Source organism: Noviherbaspirillum sp., from assembly GCF_036846085.1.
Classification (GTDB): Bacteria; Pseudomonadota; Gammaproteobacteria; order Burkholderiales; family Burkholderiaceae_D; genus Noviherbaspirillum.
In genome coordinates, this window is record NZ_DAIUCO010000083.1 from 1 (window position 1) to 18,766 (window position 18,766).

The 18,766-nt window shown below is 56.2% G+C and carries 20 protein-coding genes and 1 tRNA gene; 10 read left to right on the forward strand and 11 right to left on the reverse strand.

What is annotated here, in order from left to right; genetic code table 11:
• Window positions 1-233: 233 nt before the first annotated feature.
• From V7080_RS11600 to apaG, 3 genes are all read right to left on the reverse strand, one after another.
• Window positions 234-1,010, reverse strand: a complete 777-nt coding sequence (locus V7080_RS11600) for an enoyl-CoA hydratase (protein WP_334188554.1) — start codon at window positions 1,008-1,010, stop codon at window positions 234-236.
• A 76-nt stretch (window positions 1,011-1,086) separates the two neighbouring features.
• Complete coding sequence (mltA, locus tag V7080_RS11605; RefSeq protein WP_334188555.1) at window positions 1,087-2,316, reverse strand: murein transglycosylase A; 1,230 nt, start codon at window positions 2,314-2,316, stop codon at window positions 1,087-1,089.
• Window positions 2,317-2,470: 154 nt separating this feature from the next.
• Entirely contained in the window at window positions 2,471-2,845 is a 375-nt protein-coding gene (gene apaG, locus V7080_RS11610; protein ID WP_326860811.1) for a Co2+/Mg2+ efflux protein ApaG, read from the reverse strand.
• Window positions 2,846-2,974: 129 nt separating this feature from the next.
• Between apaG and rpe the strand changes: the two genes are divergently transcribed.
• From rpe to trpC, 6 genes are all read left to right on the forward strand, one after another.
• The gene (gene rpe / locus V7080_RS11615; protein WP_334188556.1) at window positions 2,975-3,640 is read left to right on the forward strand and encodes a ribulose-phosphate 3-epimerase; all 666 of its coding nucleotides are present in this window, start codon (window positions 2,975-2,977) and stop codon (window positions 3,638-3,640) included.
• Window positions 3,637-4,332 (forward strand): phosphoglycolate phosphatase, encoded by a 696-nt coding sequence (locus V7080_RS11620; RefSeq protein WP_334188557.1) that lies wholly within the window; start codon window positions 3,637-3,639, stop codon window positions 4,330-4,332. The genes rpe and V7080_RS11620 overlap by 4 nt, the downstream gene beginning before the upstream one ends.
• Window positions 4,333-4,526: 194 nt before the next feature.
• Window positions 4,527-6,023, forward strand: a complete 1,497-nt coding sequence (gene trpE, locus V7080_RS11625) for an anthranilate synthase component I (protein WP_334188558.1) — start codon at window positions 4,527-4,529, stop codon at window positions 6,021-6,023.
• A gap of 1 nt (window position 6,024) precedes the next feature.
• A complete protein-coding gene (locus V7080_RS11630; protein ID WP_334188559.1) occupies window positions 6,025-6,588 on the forward strand; it encodes an aminodeoxychorismate/anthranilate synthase component II in 564 nt (187 codons plus the stop codon).
• A gap of 24 nt (window positions 6,589-6,612) precedes the next feature.
• A complete protein-coding gene (trpD, locus tag V7080_RS11635; protein WP_334188560.1) occupies window positions 6,613-7,650 on the forward strand; it encodes an anthranilate phosphoribosyltransferase in 1,038 nt (345 codons plus the stop codon).
• 6 nt (window positions 7,651-7,656) lie between these two features.
• Window positions 7,657-8,457: an indole-3-glycerol phosphate synthase TrpC gene (gene trpC / locus V7080_RS11640; protein ID WP_334188561.1), complete on the forward strand. Its 801-nt coding sequence runs from the start codon at window positions 7,657-7,659 to the stop codon at window positions 8,455-8,457.
• Between the two features lie 26 nt (window positions 8,458-8,483).
• Here trpC and V7080_RS11645 read toward each other — a convergent pair whose 3' ends face one another.
• The 8 genes from V7080_RS11645 to V7080_RS11680 form a co-directional block, all read right to left on the reverse strand.
• Window positions 8,484-8,963, reverse strand: a complete 480-nt coding sequence (locus V7080_RS11645; RefSeq protein ID WP_334188562.1) for a hypothetical protein — start codon at window positions 8,961-8,963, stop codon at window positions 8,484-8,486.
• 24 nt (window positions 8,964-8,987) lie between these two features.
• Window positions 8,988-9,200, reverse strand: a complete 213-nt coding sequence (locus V7080_RS11650; RefSeq protein ID WP_334188563.1) for a DUF2945 domain-containing protein — start codon at window positions 9,198-9,200, stop codon at window positions 8,988-8,990.
• A gap of 231 nt (window positions 9,201-9,431) precedes the next feature.
• A complete protein-coding gene (locus V7080_RS11655; RefSeq protein ID WP_334188564.1) occupies window positions 9,432-11,222 on the reverse strand; it encodes a M61 family metallopeptidase in 1,791 nt (596 codons plus the stop codon).
• A 1-nt stretch (window position 11,223) separates the two neighbouring features.
• Complete coding sequence (locus V7080_RS11660) at window positions 11,224-11,682, reverse strand: DUF3429 domain-containing protein (RefSeq protein WP_334188565.1); 459 nt, start codon at window positions 11,680-11,682, stop codon at window positions 11,224-11,226.
• Window positions 11,683-11,780: 98 nt separating this feature from the next.
• Window positions 11,781-12,416 carry a nucleotidyltransferase family protein gene (locus V7080_RS11665; RefSeq protein WP_334188566.1) on the reverse strand — a complete coding sequence of 212 codons (636 nt, stop codon included), beginning with the start codon at window positions 12,414-12,416 and terminating at the stop codon, window positions 11,781-11,783.
• Between the two features lie 11 nt (window positions 12,417-12,427).
• Window positions 12,428-13,417, reverse strand: a complete 990-nt coding sequence (gene acuI, locus V7080_RS11670; protein WP_334188567.1) for an acrylyl-CoA reductase (NADPH) — start codon at window positions 13,415-13,417, stop codon at window positions 12,428-12,430.
• Between the two features lie 90 nt (window positions 13,418-13,507).
• Window positions 13,508-14,227, reverse strand: coding sequence for a DsbC family protein (locus V7080_RS11675; protein WP_334188568.1), 720 nt, complete (start codon window positions 14,225-14,227; stop codon window positions 13,508-13,510).
• 19 nt (window positions 14,228-14,246) lie between these two features.
• Window positions 14,247-15,443: a UbiH/UbiF family hydroxylase gene (locus tag V7080_RS11680; RefSeq protein WP_334188569.1), complete on the reverse strand. Its 1,197-nt coding sequence runs from the start codon at window positions 15,441-15,443 to the stop codon at window positions 14,247-14,249.
• A 109-nt stretch (window positions 15,444-15,552) separates the two neighbouring features.
• Between V7080_RS11680 and V7080_RS11685 the strand changes: the two genes are divergently transcribed.
• The 4 genes from V7080_RS11685 to V7080_RS11700 form a co-directional block, all read left to right on the forward strand.
• Window positions 15,553-15,628: transfer RNA gene (locus tag V7080_RS11685), tRNA-Phe, on the forward strand.
• A 368-nt stretch (window positions 15,629-15,996) separates the two neighbouring features.
• Window positions 15,997-17,106, forward strand: coding sequence for a hypothetical protein (locus V7080_RS11690; protein ID WP_334188570.1), 1,110 nt, complete (start codon window positions 15,997-15,999; stop codon window positions 17,104-17,106).
• On the forward strand, window positions 17,103-17,984 hold the full coding sequence (locus tag V7080_RS11695; RefSeq protein ID WP_334188571.1) for a restriction endonuclease: 882 nt from the start codon (window positions 17,103-17,105) through the stop codon (window positions 17,982-17,984). Before V7080_RS11690 ends, V7080_RS11695 begins: the two co-directional genes overlap by 4 nt.
• A gap of 85 nt (window positions 17,985-18,069) precedes the next feature.
• On the forward strand, window positions 18,070-18,766 hold a 697-nt coding region (locus V7080_RS11700; RefSeq protein ID WP_334188572.1), incomplete at its 3' end, for a DNA adenine methylase.

Sequence of the window (18,766 nt, forward strand, 5' to 3'; positions counted from 1 at the left end):
CTCACCGTTAAATCGTCTTGTTTAACAGCAGCAGAGAAACGAGATTATGAAGCATCCTTCTCTTCGCGTCAAGTACTTTTTACTTTAACTTGATCGCCTAACCTCTTCTTTTTGCTGGACTTTTTGCAAATTCAGCGTCGTTGCCGCCATATGCATCTGAAGCAGCAAAGAGGCGAGATTATGACGACTTTCCTAAAGCACGTCAACAACCTCTTTTCTTCCACCGAAACATTTCAACCATTCTTGAAGTTGGGAGGGCGCTTTTCGAGAAATGCCGCCATGCCTTCCTTTTGATCCTCTGTTGCGAATGTCGCGTGGAAAAGCCGGCGCTCAAAATGGATACCTTCAGCCAAGGTCGTTTCGTACGCTCGAGTGATCGACTCTTTGATCATCATTGTTACCGGAAGCGACATTGCGGATATGATCGTTGCCGCTTCCAGTGCTTCGTCGAGCAATTTCGCAGCCGGAACGACGCGTGAAACCAATCCGCTTCGTTCGGCTTCAGCGGCGTCCATCATTCTTGCCGTAAGGCACATATCCATTGCTTTCGATTTCGAGATAGCCCTAGGCAACCTCTGTGTCCCGCCGGCTCCGGGCATCGTACCGATCTTGACTTCGGGTTGACCGAATTTCGCAGTATCGGCAGCGATGATGAAGTCGCACATCATTGCGAGTTCGCAACCGCCGCCGAGCGCATAGCCCGCTACTGCTGCGATGACAGGCTTTCGGACGCGACGGATATGTTCCCAGTTGCGGCCGATGTATTCGTCTTTGTACACCTTCATATAGCTGTAGTTCGCCATTGCTCGGATATCGGCACCGGCAGCAAATGCCTTCTCAGATCCGGTGATCACGATGCAGCCTATGTTTTCATCGGAATCAAATTGCAATAGCGCAGAACCCAGCTCGTCCATCATCTGGTCATTCAAGGCATTCAGCGCGTCCGGCCGGTTCAGCTTGATCAGTCCTACCTTGCCCGACGTTTCCACCAGGATATTTTGATAGTTCATTCTTATGCCTATAAGAGAGGAGTTTTAGATTGTAGCCTCAAGATCAAGGAGGCTTGAATGCATCAACGCGAGCAAATTACTTCACAGCTTTGCTTGCCGTCGCTGGCACGGGCAGATGCTTCGGCAAAAGAACCCACATTGCCCCGCGCTGTTTCATTTTGCCCGCCAGCTCTCCCGCTTCAGCGCCAAAGCCCCAAAAGAAATCTGCACGAATGGCTCCCTTGATCGCGCCGCCGGTATCCTGCGCCATCATCAAACGCTGCAATGGCACGTCCTTATTGGGGCGCGTCGTTGCCAGATATACCGGCACACCAAGCGGTATGAAATTGGTATCGATGGCAATCGACCGTTGCGGTGTTAATGGCACACCGAGCGATCCTTTTGGGCCCTTCGAATGGTCAAGCAGCTTTTCTTCCTTGAAAAAGACGTAGCTTGGATTCGCATTGAGCAATTCCTGGCGCCGCGACGGGTTCGCTGCAAACCACGCCTTGATGCTTTGAGCCGATGCCTGCTCAAGTGTCATTTCGCCTTTGTCGACGAGATAACGACCGATGGATTTGTAGGGATGCCCGTTTTGATCGGCATAAGCTATCCGCACAACCTCTTTGGTGTCCGCAAGTTGTACCCGACCGGACCCTTGGACCTGCAGAAAAAAAGCTTCGATCGGATCATCGACCCAGAGTAACTCTTTGCCTGCCAATGCATTGGCTTGCATCATCTCCGCGCGCGACGGATAAGGAACTACCTTGTTGCCGACCAGGCGACCTTTCAGTCGCATATTCTTCAGGTCCGGATAGACTGACGTCAGATCAACCGTCAGCAAGTCATCCGGCGCACGATGGAGCGGGGTTTGATAGATCCCGCCACGCTTGCGGGCTCCGCGTAACAGCGGCTCGTAGTAGCCGGTTACCAAACCGGCATCCGAACCATCGGCACTGCTCACTTTATACGGGGTAAAAAACGACTCGAAAAAGAGCCGTACGCCCTTTTCGCTGCGGACGTCGACATCGCGCGCAATACTGCAAGGTTCTTTCCACTCCGATTTCTTGACCAAGACCTCGCAGGATGCGAGAAAAGCCGGCCATGCCTCGCGAAGATCGTCTGCAGCCCATCCAGGCAAATCGCCGAACGACACTGGAGCAAGAACGTCCTTGGGTTTTTCAATAGGCGCGGGAGGTGGCGTGGTACGAACTGATGCCTGGGGCGCCTGGGAAACCTGTGGAGCGTGCTGCTGCGTAGGGTATGTCGTACAGGCGCAGATGCCCAGCACGACGGATGCGAGTAAACTAGTACGTTTGATTGACATCGAAGGTAATTACCATGTGGCTGTTGATGCTTGAGGCGGGAGTCGCATTATTCTTGTTGGTGTTTATCGTATGGTGGACGATGTTCTCAGGGCGAAAACCGGATTCGCCGCCACAGGAAAAACACCCGCCAAAGGATGATGCGCAGCCTTGAATCTAATGCAGGGTCCGCGGCAGGGTCAATATGAACTCGGGGATTTCGGCATCGAATTGCTGGCCGTCCTCGGCGACACAGAAGTATTTGCCTGCCATTGACCCGTCCGGGGTAGCCAACGAGGTGCCGCTGGTGTATTCGAATTGCTCCCCCGGTTGAAGCAGCGGCTGATGCCCGGTCACGCCGAGGCCTCGGACTTCTTCCACCCGGTTGTTGCCGTCGATAATTACCCAGTGCCGGGAAATGAGCTGTGCTGCAATCCGCCCGGTATTTTTTATGGTTACGGTGTAGGCAAAAACATAATTCGAGCGCTCCGGCTCGGATTGCTCCGCCAGGTATCGGGTTTTGACAGAAACGGTAAACTCATAGGCAGCCATGTATATTCCTGATGTTTCGTGCGGTCGATCGCGTTGAGGCAGTCATTCGACCCGAAATCCCGCAGAGGCGCAAGACTTTCAATGTATTCAAACGGGTAAAATACCCGTTCATTCTTTTTGCAATTTCCCATGTCCGACTATCGTATCGCTCCCAGCATCCTGTCAGCCGATTTTGCCCGTCTCGGTGAAGAAGTCCGCAATGTCGTCACGGCAGGCGCGGATATCATCCATTTCGACGTCATGGATAATCATTACGTCCCGAACCTGACCATCGGACCTTTGGTATGCGAAGCAATTCGCCCGCATGTGCAAGTACCGATCGATGTCCATCTGATGGTGAAACCGGTGGACCGGATCGTGCCGGACTTTGCCAAGGCCGGCGCCAACATTATTACCTTTCACCCGGAAGCCTCTGAACATATCGACCGCACCCTGCAACTGATTCGCGACAACGGCTGCAAGGCGGGGCTGGTGTTCAATCCCGGCACGCCGTTGCATTATCTGGATCACGTGATGGACAAGCTGGATATTGTTTTGATCATGTCGGTCAATCCCGGCTTCGGCGGGCAGTCCTTCATTCCGGAAGCATTGAAAAAAATCGCCGCAGTGAAGAAGCGTATCGACGAGTCCGGCTGCGACATCATGCTTGAGGTCGATGGCGGAATCAAGGTCGAGAATATTGCAGAGGCGGCCCGCGCCGGCGCCGACACGTTTGTGGCGGGATCGGCGATCTTCGGCAAGCCGGATTACAAGGCGGTGATCGACGCCATGCGCCAGCAGCTCGCGCAAGCATGAACGCGCCCGAGCATGTTGTTGTCTTGACCGGTATTCGCGCCGTCATCATCGATCTGGACGGCACCATGCTGCATACCGCTCCGGATTTTCAGGTTGCCGTGAACCGGATGCGGGCCGATCTCCATCTTGCGCCGCTGGACATTGAGACGATTACCGACTTTGTGGGCAAGGGAACGGAAAACCTGATCCGGCGTGTCCTTGGCGTTGATTTTGCGCCTGCCATCGCCGAAGAACGTTTTGCCCATGCACTCGATGCCTACATGCGCCATTACCTCGAAATCAATGGCGACTATTCGACGCTGTATCCTGATGTGCAGGCAGGCCTGGCAGCGTTGAACGCCAAGGGGCTGCGCCTGGCGTGCGTTACCAACAAACCCATCGCATTTGCTTTGCCGCTGCTGGAAAAAGCGGGGCTGCGCCACTATTTCGAGGTGGTCTACGGCGGTGATTCGCTACCCAGGAAAAAGCCCGACCCGTATCCATTCCTGCAGGTTTGCAAGGACTTCGATGTGCAGCCGCACCAGACCGTCGCGATCGGCGACTCGTCCAATGACGCACAGGCCGCACGTGCGGCCGGATGCAGGGTGCTTGCCGTGCCGTACGGGTATAACCATGGCCAATCTATACATGAAGTTGATTCGGATGGTATAGTTTCGACGCTGCTGGAAGCAGCCAACCTGATTTCCGCATAATCCTATCTTTATGTTTCTCGACAAAAAACGTGACCTGACATCGCCCGGCGCCTTTGAGGCCTGGCTGTGGCGACGCTGGCAATCCTGGGCTGAATAATCCCGATTGACCGCCGACCGCCATTGTCGGTTCGGCAACGTTTTTTGACTACCCCCTGCTATTGCTGCTCGTTCTACAATAGCGCCCGGAGAGAAACATGACTGAACTCGAATTCAAATCGCTGGCCACGCAAGGCTATAACCGTATTCCGCTGATCGCAGAAGCCTTCGCCGATCTCGAAACACCCCTGACGCTCTATTTGAAACTGGCGCAGACCCAGAATGCCGGCAAGAATACGTTCCTGCTTGAGTCCGTGGTTGGCGGCGAGCGTTTCGGGCGCTATTCATTCATTGGCCTGCCCGCCTCCACCCTTATGCGCAGCTTCGGCAGCCGTATCGAGGTGCTGAAGAACGGTGCGGTTGTCGAAACCGCCGAGGGCAATCCGCTTGAATTCATTGCGCAGTTCCAGTCCCGTTTCAAGGTGGCGCTTCGTCCCGGCATGCCGCGCTTTTGCGGCGGGCTGGCAGGATATTTCGGCTATGACGCAGTGCGCCACATCGAAAAGCGACTGGCACATACGGCGCCGAAAGACGATCTCGGGCTGCCGGATATCCAGTTGCTGGTGACCGAAGAACTCGCCGTCATCGATAATCTCTCCGGCAAACTTTATCTTATCGTCTATGCCGATCCTTCCCAGCCGGAAGCCTTCTCAAAGGCACGTCAGCGATTGAAGGATTTGCGCGCCATGCTGCGCCGGGCGGTGGATGCGCCGGTGACATCGGCATCGGTGCGCACTGACTCGATCCGCGAATTCGGCAAGGAAGCCTACCTGCAGGCAGTGGCACGCGCCAAGGAATACATCATGGCCGGCGACCTGATGCAGGTACAAATAGGCCAGCGCATCAAGAAGCCGTACGTCGATTCGCCGCTGTCCCTGTACCGGGCGCTACGGTCGCTCAATCCGTCGCCTTATATGTACTTCTACAATTTCGGCGACATGCAGATCGTCGGCGCGTCGCCGGAAATCCTGGTGCGCAATGAGACGCTGAGCGACGGCAACCGGAAGGTTACGATCCGTCCGCTCGCCGGAACCCGGCCGCGCGGCGCGACGCCGGAGCGGGATGCGGAACTGGCCAAGGAATTGCTGGCCGATCCCAAGGAAGTTGCCGAGCATGTGATGCTGATCGACCTGGCGCGCAACGACATCGGCCGCATCGCCGATACAGGCAGCGTCAAGGTGACTGACAAGCTGGTCATCGAGAAATACTCGCACGTGCAGCATATCGTCTCCAACGTGGAGGGCTTGCTGAAGCCTGGCCTGTCGAACCTGGATGTGCTGAAGGCGACCTTCCCCGCAGGGACGCTGTCGGGCGCACCGAAGGTGCGCGCCATGGAACTCATTGACGAACTGGAACCGACCAAGCGCGGCATCTACGGCGGCGCCTGCGGCTATCTGTCTTTCGGCGGCGAAATGGACCTGGCGATCGCCATCCGAACCGGCGTGATCAAGGATGGCATGCTGCATGTACAGGCAGCGGCCGGCATCGTTGCCGATTCGGTGCCGGAAATGGAATGGCAGGAGACCGAGAATAAGGCGCGCGCGGTATTGCGCGCCGCCGAGCAAGTGCAAGACGGCCTGGATGGGGAGCTCTGACATGCTGCTGATGATTGATAACTACGACTCCTTCACCTATAACCTGGTGCAGTATTTCGGCGAACTCGGCGAAGACGTGCGCACGTTTCGCAATGACGAAATCACGCTGGAACAAATCGAAGCGATGAAGCCGGACCGCATCTGCATTTCGCCCGGCCCTTGTACGCCGCATGAAGCGGGCGTGTCCGTGCCGGTGCTGCAATACTTCGCCGGAAAGACGCCGATCCTCGGCGTCTGCCTCGGTCATCAAAGCATCGGCGCCGCTTTCGGCGGCAAGGTGGTCCGCGCCAAGCAGGTCATGCATGGCAAAACATCGGTGATCGAACATACCGGCGCCGGCGTGTTCAAGCAGCTGCCCAGCCCCTACACCATCATCCGCTATCACTCGCTGGCGATCGAGCGCGAGTCGCTGCCGGATTGCCTCGAAGTGACGGCATGGACCGAAGACGGCGAGATCATGGGTGTGCGCCACAAGGAATTCAATGTGCAGGGAGTGCAATTCCATCCCGAATCGATCTTGTCGGAGCACGGCCACGCGTTACTGAAAAACTTCCTGGCCGGTTGAGCCTTCGTCTAACGGAAAACTTCTATGCCGATCACGCCACAACAAGCCCTCTTGCGCTGCATTGAACATCGGGAAATCTTTCACGATGAGATGCTGTCACTGTTCCGGAAGATCATGGGTGGCGAAATGTCGCCGGTCATGATCGCTGCGCTGACGATGGGCCTGCGCGTCAAGAAGGAAACGATCGGCGAGATCGCCGCTGCGGCGCAGGTCATGCGTGAGTTCGCCACCAAGGTGCCATTGGCCGATACCAGCAATCTGCTGGATATCGTCGGCACCGGCGGCGACGGCGCGCATACCTTCAATATTTCAACCGCCTCAATGTTTGTGGCTGCAGCGGCCGGTGCGCGCGTCGCCAAGCATGGGGGCCGCAGTGTTTCCTCGTCGTCCGGCAGTGCCGACGTGCTGGAAGCGCTGGGTGCGAATATCAACCTGAAGCCGGAGCATGTTGCCGAATCGATCGATCGAACCGGCATTGGCTTCATGTTCGCACCCAATCATCATGCGGCCATGAAACATGCCGCACCGGTGCGCAAGGAACTGGGTGTCCGCACGATATTCAACATCCTTGGACCGCTGACCAATCCGGCCGGCGCGCCGAATATCCTGATGGGTGTATTCCATCCGGACCTGGTCGGCATCCAGATCCGTGTGCTTCAACGCCTCGGTGCGAAGCACGCATTGGTGGTGTGGGGCCGGGACAATATGGATGAAGTGTCATTGGGCGCGGCAACCATGGTCGGCGAACTCATCAACGGCGAGGTCCGCGAGTACGAGATTCATCCGGAGGATTTCGGCCTGCAGATGGTTGCGAGCCGGAACTTGAAAGTTGCCGGGTCCGCCGAATCGAAGGAAAAGATCCTCGAAGCCCTGAACGATACGCCGGGGCCGGTGCGCGACATTGTCGTCCTGAATGCGGGCACGGCGTTGTATGCAGCAGGCATCGCAGCGACCATCGGCGACGGCTTGTTGAAAGCGCGCGCGGTGCTGGCTTCAGGAGCGGCGCGTTCAAAGCTTGAACAATTCGTGCAGGTCACCCAACAACTCGGCGCAACTGCCTGATCGATCATGTCAGACATTCTGAACAAAATACTCGACGTCAAAGCGGTAGAAGTCGCGGCGGCCAAGAAGCAACGTGACCTTGCAAGCCTGCGGCGGGACGTGGAAGCGGATAAGGAATTGCAGCAGAATCTGCGCGGATTCGAGGCAAGCCTGCGTGGCAGGATTGCAGCCGGCCAGGCAGGCGTGATCGCGGAGATCAAGAAGGCCTCGCCATCGAAAGGCATACTACGGCCAGATTTTCGGCCAGCTGATATTGCGGCGAGTTATGCGGACAATGGTGCGGCATGCCTTTCCGTGCTCACCGATGTGCAATTCTTCCAGGGTGCGCCGGCCTACCTGCAGCAAGCGCGTTCCGCCTGCTCCATCCCCGTGCTGCGCAAGGATTTCATCGTCGACCCATATCAGGTCTACGAGGCACGCTCCTGGGGTGCTGATTGCATTTTGCTGATCGTGTCGGCGTTGGACCATGGTCTGATGGCAGAACTCGAAGCCTGCGCGCATGCGCTGGGCATGGGTGTGCTGGTGGAAGTACATGATGCGGACGAGTTAACCGCAGCGCTGCGATTGAAAACAGCCATGCTTGGTATCAACAACCGCAACCTGCGTACATTTGAGACATCCCTGCAGACGACGCTTGATCTTTTGCCACGCATTCCCGACGAGAAGCTCGTCATCACCGAATCCGGCATCGCGACCACGGACGATGTAAAGCGGATGCGTGACGCCGATGTGCACGCATTCCTGGTCGGCGAAGCCTTCATGCGCCAGCCGGATCCCGGCGCAGAACTGCAGCGTTTGTTTTTCTAATTCACCGTCATTTGGCGCGGCATTCCTTAAGCAGTGTCGCTCGCCAGTCCGCGCGCCGCAAGACCGAGCGCCAGTGCACCAAAAATCATGGCCAGTGCTTTGCCGGACACCCGCGTCTCGAAGCCCGGCGTAAAACGCCTGGGAATCAAGTGGTAATCGGTAATGTACGCGCCGGCAGCAACGATCGCAGCGCCAATCAGCGGCTTGGCGACCGGCTTTGGCCATCGCACTCCTGCATTCGAGCCGGCGAACCACTTTTCATAGACAGCCGCCCACATGGTGGTCGCCGCATGATTCAGCAGGAATCCGGTGGCGGTGTACTTCATGGTCGCCGCATTCTGCAAGGCGGCCTGATCGCCCCAAATGATGTGGCTGGTTGCATTCAGGGGCGCGGCGTACGATCCATTTTGGCGCTTGCCAGCCATCGAAGCAGCCAGCGCGGTCGTAATACCCGCCACAGTCCCGGAAATCAGTGCACGTTGAACAAGACTATTGGTTTTTTGCATCATGGATTCCTTTTTGAAACCAACTCAATGGAGCTTTTTCAGCGCATCCGGCTTGTGCGCCGCTTCCGCACCGGTCTTATCGCTTGAGACGAGATATTGCGGATCGTCGGATGAGGCGTTGACATGATGCCCCTTGACGTCTGTCGGCTCCGTCAGCTTTCTCACTACAGTTCCAAGCACCATTCCCTGGGCCGATTTCCATTGCACCTTGTCGCCCTTCTTGAATGAATCACTCATTGATCTTTCCTTTACGGTCGATGGTAAAAGTAACAAAGCTTTGTATATGCTGCCCGCAAGGGCGGCAGCCGGCCTTTACCGAAGTATCGTAAAGGGCGTTATCGCAAAGAGCGTGCCACGAGACAGGGAAATATATGGACATGCGAAAGGAGGAGCATGCCGTAGAAAAGCCTGCACATTGCGTCGACCGTTGTGAGTCAACGGGCATTGTGCAGGGAAGAAACAAAAGACTTATTTCAGCCAGGCATCCCGTTTGCGAACGGCCGATGCCGGCTTGGCGATGACCTCCAACTTCAATTGAGGCGCGTCATCCGGTGCGAGTGCGACGGCAAAGTCCATCAGCTCATCCCGCCGGAATACATGTACCGTGACCACATCCCCGACATCGTAGCGTGACAACAATCCGTCGAGGTTGGTTGGCGTGACGCGCAATCCATCCACCGCAATCAGCAGATCGCCCGCCGACAGGCCGGCTCGATGTGCCGGACCGCCTTCATAGACATTCGCGAGCTTGCAGTCATTTGCCTCGCGGGTTGTGCGCGCACCCAGACCTGGCCTGGCATTTTTCCGGTTGTCGCTTGCCGTGATGCCGAAAGGTGCGAGCAGCTTGTCCAGCGGGATGTCGTCCGTGCCGCGCACATACCGATCGAACAGCTTCCGCAGCTTCAGCCCGGTGACCTCGTCGAATATCGCTTCGGCATCGGATTCCGAGATTCCGAGCCCTTCTTTCCGGCCCTCGAAGAAGTGTTTTCCATACCGCTGCCACAACGCGCGCATCACATCATCCAGCGATCTCTTTCCCCCCGTTCCTTCGCGGATGGTGAGATCGAACGCCAGCGCTACCAGCGAGCCCTTGGCGTAATAACTGACCACTGCATTCGGCGCGTTCTCGTCCTGCCGGTAGTACTTGACCCAGGCATCGAAGCTGGACTCGGCCACGCTTTGCTTGTTCCGCCCGCTACCGCGCAACACGCTGTTGGCAGTTTTCGCGACCAGCTTGCAATACTGCTGTTCATCGATCAGGCCGCTGCGCACCAGCATCAGATCGTCGTAGTAGCTGGTAAATCCTTCAAACAGCCACAGCAGCGACGTATAGCCTTCGCTGTTCAGGTCATAGGGTGCGAACGTCGCCGGCTTGATGCGCTTGACGTTCCAGGTATGAAAATACTCATGGCTGCACAGGCCGAGGAAGGTCCGATAACCATCGCTCATCTCCTTCTGTCCCTGGACCGGCAAATCATTGCGGGAACAAATCAATGCCGTCGATGCGCGGTGCTCCAATCCACCGTAACCATCCCCCACCGCCAGTGTCATAAACACATAGCGATCCATCGGCGCACGCCGCGTCTTCGGCTCGAACAAGGCAATCTGCGCTTCACATACCTTTTTCAAATCAGACGCCAGACGGGCCATATCGAGCTTTGGCACCTGGCCGGTAATCACGATATCGTGCGGCACGCCATGGGCGTTGAATGTGGCCAATGCGAACGATCCCATTTCCACCGGATGATCGATCAGTTCGTCATAGTTGTCGGCGGCGTAAATGCCGAATCCGTAGCGTTTGGCCTTCAGTTCGCGCAATGCGGTGGCGACGCGCCAGCTTTCATAGGCGGGACCTTCGGGACGCCGGATATCGACGACATGCGGCGTGTCTTCCATGCCGTGCACGCGGAGGAAAACACTGGTGCCGTTGAAGAATCCGTGTGTCTGGTCGAGGTGTGCGGCGCGCACTGACAGATCCCATGCATACACCTCGTAATGCAAAACCACGGGCTCGTCACTGGGTGCGGTCCGCCAGGTATGCTTGTCCAGCTTTTCAATCGCGATCTTCCTGCCGCCGGATTGCGCCTGGATGCGGACGATGTTGCGGGCGAATTCCCGAATCATATAGCTGCCCGGAATCCATGCCGGCAGCGAAAACAGCTGTCCCTCTGCGGAGGGTGTTCTTACGGTGAGGCTGACGCCGAACAAATGAGCAGCCGGGTCAATCGGAACGATCGTGTATTCAACAGTATTTTTCATCCTAACCTCTTATATTGGCAGCGACGACGGTCAGTGCCAGCATGGCCACCACGACGCCTGTCAACAACAGGCGCAGCGGCAAAAACCATTGGGGCATGCCATACCAGGCAAACAAGCGCTTATCCACCTGATAGGCGGCGACAAAGCCGATCATCAGCACCGCGAAACCGAAACCGCCCGCCATCGTGGCGAACCAGGCGATCAGGGACGGCGCCACGCTCCAGAGCAATGCCCGATTCGTCTGTCCCGCGGACAGCCCTTGCGATGCCATCGCCGCGCCCCAGTGGATACCGCCGAGAAATGAAAGGATCGCAACGCCGTAGGCAAGCTGCCCTTTGATGAAGGATCCCAGCCATTCCGGATGTACGATCCAGCAGGCCAGAGTCAAACCGACGAAGGGCAACAACCCCGCCAGACCCAGTGCATGGGCAAACCGCTTGCTGATGAAATGCGGGTTCATGAAAAAGGCGTGGTGTGGGTCATGCTTGATATGCCAGCCGCGGAAGCTGCCGGTGCCAGTAGCAAAGCGTATAGTGTAGCGGGAATAAACCGGCTGGTTCAGCCGCTGATCTGCCTGCCTCCATGGCGATGGGTGATATCTGCCACGGTGTCGATGTCGTCGTGGATGCCGGGATCGTCGGTAGCAACTTCAACGACCGGGTATTCGCGCAACAGGTCACGCGCCCCCATATCACCTGTCAACGCCAGCAAGCGTGGCAGGTGGTGACGACTGAATGCTACGGGGTGACCGCGTCGCTCCCTGCATACAGGAACGGCGATATCCGCGCCCCTAGCGAGCGCGTCGACCAGCGCCGCAATCGTCGTTGGCTGGACATACGGCATATCGCCCAAAGAAATGATCCACCCGTCGGCATCCGATACAAGAGCCAGTCCGTGGGTAAGCGATGCCGCCATGCCTTCGTCCGCAGATGCGCATTCGGTGATATCGACGCCGAGGCGGCGCAGGCAATCCGCCACATCTTCGGCGCCAGGCCGTATGATCGCCAGCACGCGCGGCACGACCGAATGCAGGCTTTTGGCAGCTGCGGCGACAACCGGCTCGCCGCCGGGAAGCGGTTGCAGCAGTTTGTTTTTGATGCCGTCAGGATCGAAGCGCCGCCCCTTGCCGGCCGCAAGCAGGATGCCGGCGATGCCGACTGCAGTTGCTTTTCCGGGACCCGGCTCGACCACCACTGCAGGCAGTCTCAGGCATTCACGTTGACGACGAGTCGGCCGCGCACCTTACCGGCCAAAATATCGGGCGCCTTTGCGAGCGCCTCCGACAACGAAATCTCCTGCGCCATGCGCTCGAGCTTCTGCACATCCAGGTCGCCGGCCAGTTTTTGCCATGCCGCCAGCCGCCTTGCTTTTGGCGCCATCACACTGTCGATACCGATCAGTTTGACGCCACGCAGGATGAACGGCGCGACCGAGGCGGGGAAATCAAGACCTTGCGCAAGCCCGCATGCCGTCACCGATCCGCCGTAGCGGGTTTGGGCGATGGCATTGACCAGGGTATGGGAACCGACCGAGTCGACCACGCCGGCCCATCGTTCCTTTTGCAACGGTTTTCCGGGCGCCGACAATTCGTTGCGGTCGATGACCTCGACCGCGCCGAGGGATGCGAGGTACTCTTTTTCCGTCAGTTTGCCGGTCGATGCCACCACCCGATAGCCCCAGCCGGACAATATGGCGATTGCCACGCTTCCGACGCCACCGGATGCGCCGGTGACCAGGATGTCGCCGCTGTCCTTGGTGACGCCCTGTTCCTGCAGCGCCATGGCGCACAGCATCGCGGTATAGCCGGCGGTGCCGATGGCCATCGCGTTCCGTGCAGTCATATTGGCGGGCCTTGGAATCAACCAGTCGCCTTTCAGCTTCGCCTGCTGGGCAAGGCAACCCATGTGGGTCTCTCCGACGCCCCATCCGTTGAGGATGAAGGCATCGCCGGTTATCCAGGCTGGATGAGAAGATGCAATGACCTCGCCGCTGCCATCGATACCCGGCACCATCGGCCATTTGCGCACCACAGGTGATTTGCCGGTGATGGCCAGGCCGTCCTTGAAATTGATGGTGGAATAATCGACTCTGACCGTTACGTCGCCGTCTGCCGGCAACTGCGCATCATCAAGTTGCGTCAGCCTGGCATCGGTTGAGCCGTCGTCATTTTTATTGAGCAGAATCGCGTTGAACATGCCTGTCTCCGGAGTCGTTTCTCGTATTGTTTGCCGCACATCGTGTCGACGATCGGCCGCATCTGCGTGCGGCTGGGTCAATGAATCGGATTACTTGATCGATGCAAGTTTCGCTTCGATCGTCTTCAGATCGACAGCACCAGGGATGCGCGTGCCGTCCTTGAAGAAGACGGTCGGCGTGCCGGTAATTTTCATCTTGCGCCCGAGGGCAAAGATCTTTTCATTCGGTGTCGTGCAGCTTTCGGGTGCCTGCGGGGCCGCCTTGCCGTTCAGCATCCAGTCGTCCCAGGCTTTCATGCGATCGGCGGAGCACCAGATGTTCTTGGATTTCACGGCTGAGTCTTCGGAAAGAATGTTGTACATGAAGGTATAGACCGTCACGTTATCCATCTCGTTGAGCGTCTGCCGGAAGCGCTTGCAATACCCGCAGTTCGGATCTTCAAACACCGCGATGACGCGTTTGCCGTCGCCCTTGACCATCTTCAGCGCGGATTCGAAAGGCAGTTCGGAAAACTTGATCTTCGAAATCTCATCGACCCTTGCCTTTGTGTAATCCTGCATGGTCTTGGCATCGATCACTCGCCCGACAAACAGGTACTCCGCCTTGGCATCGGTATAGACGATGTCGGAACCGATGCGCACCTCGTACAAACCGGAGTACGGCGTCTTGGTGATCGAGTCGACCTTGACGCCCTCACCCAACCGCGACTCCACCATCTTCCGGATGGCGGCTTCCTGGGCCGTTTGCGCGGAAGCGGTCACCGCGGTCAGAGCGAATACGGCGGCAGCCGCCATGTACATTGCTTTCATCATCTTTCCATTTCGATTTTCAGTATGTCTTCCCGAGGGCTTGAGAAATCAGGGTTCTTTTTAAGACAGGCAGCTTATTCACCAGGTTCAATCCCAGGTTCCGTACGATGCGGACCGGCTCGAAGTTCGTGCCGAACAGTCGTTCCAGGCCGTCTGTGGCGATCTGCATCAGCAAAATATCTTCCTTCCGCGCACGGGCATAGCGGCTCAGGACACGTTCGTCGCCGCAGTCCCGGGAGGATTCGCGACCGGCCACGATATCGCGCAAGACGGCGACATCGGCAAAGCCGAGATTCATGCCCTGCCCGGCCAACGGATGCACGACATGCGCGGCATCGCCGATCAGCGCCACGCGCGGTACGACGATGGCATGCGGACGAATCAATGACAGGGGAAATGCCTTCAGCACTTCGGGCTGAAGCGGATGTAATTGTCCCAGGCGATGTCCCGGAAGTGCGGAAAGCCGCTGCGCTATTTGTGCCTGCGATTCTTGCATCAGCGTATCGGCCAAGGGTTCCGGCGCCGACCAGACCAGCGATACGCGCTGTCCAGGCAAGGGCAACAATGCAATGATGCCATCGGTTGAGGTGAACCACTGGTGGGCGACGCCGTGATGCGGTTGTTCACACTCGAAATTGGCGACGAGCGCCCGATGGTGATAACTACGGTAATCGATGCCGATATCGCATTGCCCGCGCACCCATGACTGGCCGCCATCGGCGCCAATGATTAACGAGGCATCAAGGACTTCGCCGGTATTGAGGGAGAGCTGCGCCTTGTCGCCGGCAACCGCCAATGCCGTGGCGCGACCGTTGACGATACGAATGTTGGGTGTAAATTTCAGCGCCGTGTCGAGCGCCGTATTGAGATTGCGGTCTTCAACGATCCAGGCCAGTGCTTCCACGCGCGCGCCGTAGGCGTCAAAGCTTAGTCCGCCAGACTGTCCCTTATCGTCGCCAAAGACGCTCATCGCATCGACGGGCGCGATACGCGACGCCTCCATCGCCCCCCAGACCTTGATGGACGACAGCAACTCCCGTGCGACACGATTCAGCGCGTACACCCGCACGTCCCACGTTGCGGGATCGACACGATTGACATTGTCGGGGGCTGCACACAGCAAGGTCACGTTCAGCCCGGCCTGGGCGAAGGCCAGAGCCGCCGTCTTGCCGATAGCGCCATTGCCAACGATACAAACAGAGCTTTGCAATTGCATAGCGCGAGGCCTCAATTGGGACGAGTCGGGCCATTATAGCGGTTGTGCGGAAAATAGCCGCTACGCGGCTCTTGCATAATCTTCCAAGTTTGCTATACTTGCGCGCCTTGGCCTGGTAGCTCAGTCGGTAGAGCAGAGGATTGAAAATCCTTGTGTCGGTGGTTCGATTCCGCCCCGGGCCACCAAGAAAATCAAGGGCTTAGCTTCGGCTAAGCCCTTTTGCATTTCTGAACGTGAATATTGGTCCCCGCGTCGCCAACATCTCGACGTCCTAACCCCTTCCGAATTCTGCCCTTCCGTTCCATTTCCGGTTCAGCGCACAAATTCAATCATTAGCAGGGAACGAAACAAAGTCCGAAAAGCGCTTTAAGTGGATTGTATTCATCATCCCAAGCAGCCGCCTTGGTGGAGAAAATTCATTCCCGTAGAAGTGCCCCTCCGAAATGGACGAATAGCAACAGTTCATGAGAACATTCCAGGTTCGCGGATAAACACAAAGAAGCGTTTCTCCATCAAACATATTTCTATCGAGTTAGCGAAAGGTCGGATAAGAATGGACACTGCACAGCACCGGGTCTCCCCAACGCAACTACTCCTTGATCCGAACAACTACCGATTTCATGACATCAGCAGCTATCGCGCTGTTGCTAGTCGCACTCGTTACGCGGAGCCAGGTGTACAAGATAAAGCTCTTCAGCTTCTTCAAACTACCGAGTCATTTGAGCTTGGTGCACTGAAGGATTCAATTTTAACCAACGGGTTCGTGCCACTGGAGCAAATCGTAGTTGAGAGATATGACACCGAGGACAGCAAGCCTAGATATATTGTCGTAGAAGGAAACCGGCGCGTGGCAGCGGTTAAAACGCTGCTGAGTAATTTCCGAGAAGGTTCAATTGATATCCCGCCGAATGTCTTCAAAACCCTTGAAGAACTCCCCGTAATCGAAATTCTCGGTACGCTTGAGGAGCGTAGGGATTATCAGCAGACACTTATGGCAATTCGCCATATTGCTGGCATTCGCGAATGGGGGCCTTACCAACAAGCGAAGTTAGTCGTAGAGCTATACGAGGAGATGCAACAAGGCTTCGGTCCAGTAGCTCAAAAAATTGGCATTTCAGCAAGAGAAGTAGCCCGACGGTATCGTGCATCAAAAGCACTTCAGCAAATGGAAGCAGACGATGAGTTTGGAGAGCACGCCACTCCTCGGCTTTATGCTTTCTTCCACGAGGCTGTCTCTCAACCAAAAGTCCGCGAATGGCTCAAGTTTTCAGACACAACATACAGTGCGGAAGATCCCGAAGCACGACGAGCGTTTTACGAGTTGCTAAGCCCCAGGAATGTAGACAGTGAAGTATTACCACCAAAGCTACAAAATAGCATACGTCAGATTCGGCAGCTGAAAGACATTGTTGATAAACCAGTGCCATTGAAAATTCTCCTAGACCCAGAAAGGCCCTTCGACGATGCAGTGAAGAACGCAGAAAGCGAAACAGTGCAAGACGAAAAAGGTCTCCTGGAGCATTCACTTGGGGTGGCATTGCACTCCCTCAGAGAACCCAGCATCGATGCTTGGCTTGACCCTTCGGCGCGCTCTAAAGAATTGTGGGCTGAGCTCGTTCAAATGGTCGACAAAGTCCGGAAGATTTATGATGGTGCACAGTGAGAGCCACAGCGGTCTCAGTAATTGAACGACTGGAGACGGTCATTGACATTGACGCGCCACCCCAACGGCTGCGCCTTGTCATCGAACGAGAACTAATAGCTCATTTCGGACAACCGGCCATTCAAGCAGCAGAAAATGCAGAACGACTTGAGGTAAACGTTTCACGTCTCATTTCGGAAAAATGCGTAAAGTGTGAACAGGATGGGATGATCCCAATCCTGACAGTTATCGGATCTTCGTTCGATAGCGTAGCTGGGTCCTGCCACATTCGGCCAACTGATAGTGTCGACGTAGCTCGTGCTAAGGCGCACCGAATTCAAGCTGAGCCGCTTCGGGCTCGAATTCAAAGCCTAACATTTTCGGAGTTTGAGCTATTCGGCGCGAAAGTATTACGTCTACTCGGGGCACAGAAAACACACGTAACACCGCATAGCAACGACCAAGGAATCGATTTCTACGGTGTCTTAAATGTGGGCCAACTTCAAAACGTGCCAGCCCCATTCTTCCGTCTCACGCACGATGTGGAATTGCGGCTCGCCGGTCAAGCAAAACATTACCCCACGCGATCTATCGGCACCTCGGTGGTAAGGGAGCTCGTCGGAGCTGTCTCGCTTGCGCGGCATAAAACTTTCTCCACCGACGAGGATTTGTTTGAAGAGCTCGAACTTAAACCGTTGAATCCTCTCCTAGTACTGCTTTTCACTACGGGAACACTATCTTCCGGGGCGATCGATCTAGCTTCAAAGCTCGGGATAATAGCTCGATCGGGACGACAGCTTGCTGCATTTCTAGCGGACTGTGGGATAGGAATGGTGTCCGGCGGAACCGGCATGGTGTTCGACAAGACCGAGTTTGATGCGTGGCTCGTTGCGCCTTAATACAATCGCTGTAAAGAAACACTCACTTTTACAACACAAACAGTTTGTTTCCGGCTAAAATTTCGTGAACGTTCACGGAGAAAATATGCCCGACGACACCGCACTCGACAGACAACATAAGCGTCTCGCGCATCTTAAGGAGCGCGGACTTAAACGAGTCACCCTTCTCGTCCATACCTCGAATGAAGCCACACTTGAACTTCTGCGTGCACATTTTTCTAATCCAGAAAGTGCAGAAGCGCTAAACGACCTTCACTCGACTATATCAAGTCGTCTATCAGCACATAATATCTCCAAGGTTCGCCAACTCAGTCCATTTCGCTACGCAGGTGGAAAGACTTGGCTCGTTCCAGAAGTGCGTCGCTGGATTGAATCGTTGAAGTTTCGACCAAGGGTGCTTGTTGAGCCATTTGCTGGCGGCGCAATTGTCGGGCTGACTGCAGCTGTCGAGAACTTGGCTGACAAAGTCGTAATTTGCGAACTGGACAAAGACGTGGCAGCAGTCTGGAAAGTGATCTTTGGACGAAGCGACACTGACGCAGCATGGCTCTATTCTCAGATTGAACAAGCCAACTTAACTGAAGCTTTTGCGCGCGCCATCATTGAATCAGAGCCCAAGGCAACAAAGGAGCGGGCATTCAGAACGATCATTAAAAATCGTGTTCAGCGAGGAGGTATTCTGGCTCCGGGTGCAGGGCTAATCAAAGCTGGTGAAAATGGAAAAGGGTTATTGTCCCGGTGGTATCCCGAAACACTAGTAAAACGAATGCAAACGCTTAGAG

Coding starts and splice junctions, on each gene's coding strand:
- V7080_RS11630 (WP_334188559.1), top strand. CDS start 6,025: ATGCTGCTGATGATTGATAACTACGACTCCTTCACCTATAACCTGGTG.
- V7080_RS11655 (WP_334188564.1), bottom strand. CDS start 11,222: ATGAAAAATACTGTTGAATACACGATCGTTCCGATTGACCCGGCTGCT.
- V7080_RS11680 (WP_334188569.1), bottom strand. CDS start 15,443: ATGCAATTGCAAAGCTCTGTTTGTATCGTTGGCAATGGCGCTATCGGC.
- V7080_RS11600 (WP_334188554.1), bottom strand. CDS start 1,010: ATGAACTATCAAAATATCCTGGTGGAAACGTCGGGCAAGGTAGGACTG.
- mltA (WP_334188555.1), bottom strand. CDS start 2,316: ATGTCAATCAAACGTACTAGTTTACTCGCATCCGTCGTGCTGGGCATC.
- V7080_RS11675 (WP_334188568.1), bottom strand. CDS start 14,227: ATGAAAGCAATGTACATGGCGGCTGCCGCCGTATTCGCTCTGACCGCG.
- trpE (WP_334188558.1), top strand. CDS start 4,527: ATGACTGAACTCGAATTCAAATCGCTGGCCACGCAAGGCTATAACCGT.
- V7080_RS11620 (WP_334188557.1), top strand. CDS start 3,637: ATGAACGCGCCCGAGCATGTTGTTGTCTTGACCGGTATTCGCGCCGTC.
- acuI (WP_334188567.1), bottom strand. CDS start 13,417: ATGTTCAACGCGATTCTGCTCAATAAAAATGACGACGGCTCAACCGAT.
- V7080_RS11660 (WP_334188565.1), bottom strand. CDS start 11,682: ATGAACCCGCATTTCATCAGCAAGCGGTTTGCCCATGCACTGGGTCTG.
- V7080_RS11690 (WP_334188570.1), top strand. CDS start 15,997: ATGGACACTGCACAGCACCGGGTCTCCCCAACGCAACTACTCCTTGAT.
- apaG (WP_326860811.1), bottom strand. CDS start 2,845: ATGGCTGCCTATGAGTTTACCGTTTCTGTCAAAACCCGATACCTGGCG.
- trpD (WP_334188560.1), top strand. CDS start 6,613: ATGCCGATCACGCCACAACAAGCCCTCTTGCGCTGCATTGAACATCGG.
- V7080_RS11645 (WP_334188562.1), bottom strand. CDS start 8,963: ATGCAAAAAACCAATAGTCTTGTTCAACGTGCACTGATTTCCGGGACT.
- trpC (WP_334188561.1), top strand. CDS start 7,657: ATGTCAGACATTCTGAACAAAATACTCGACGTCAAAGCGGTAGAAGTC.
- V7080_RS11650 (WP_334188563.1), bottom strand. CDS start 9,200: ATGAGTGATTCATTCAAGAAGGGCGACAAGGTGCAATGGAAATCGGCC.
- rpe (WP_334188556.1), top strand. CDS start 2,975: ATGTCCGACTATCGTATCGCTCCCAGCATCCTGTCAGCCGATTTTGCC.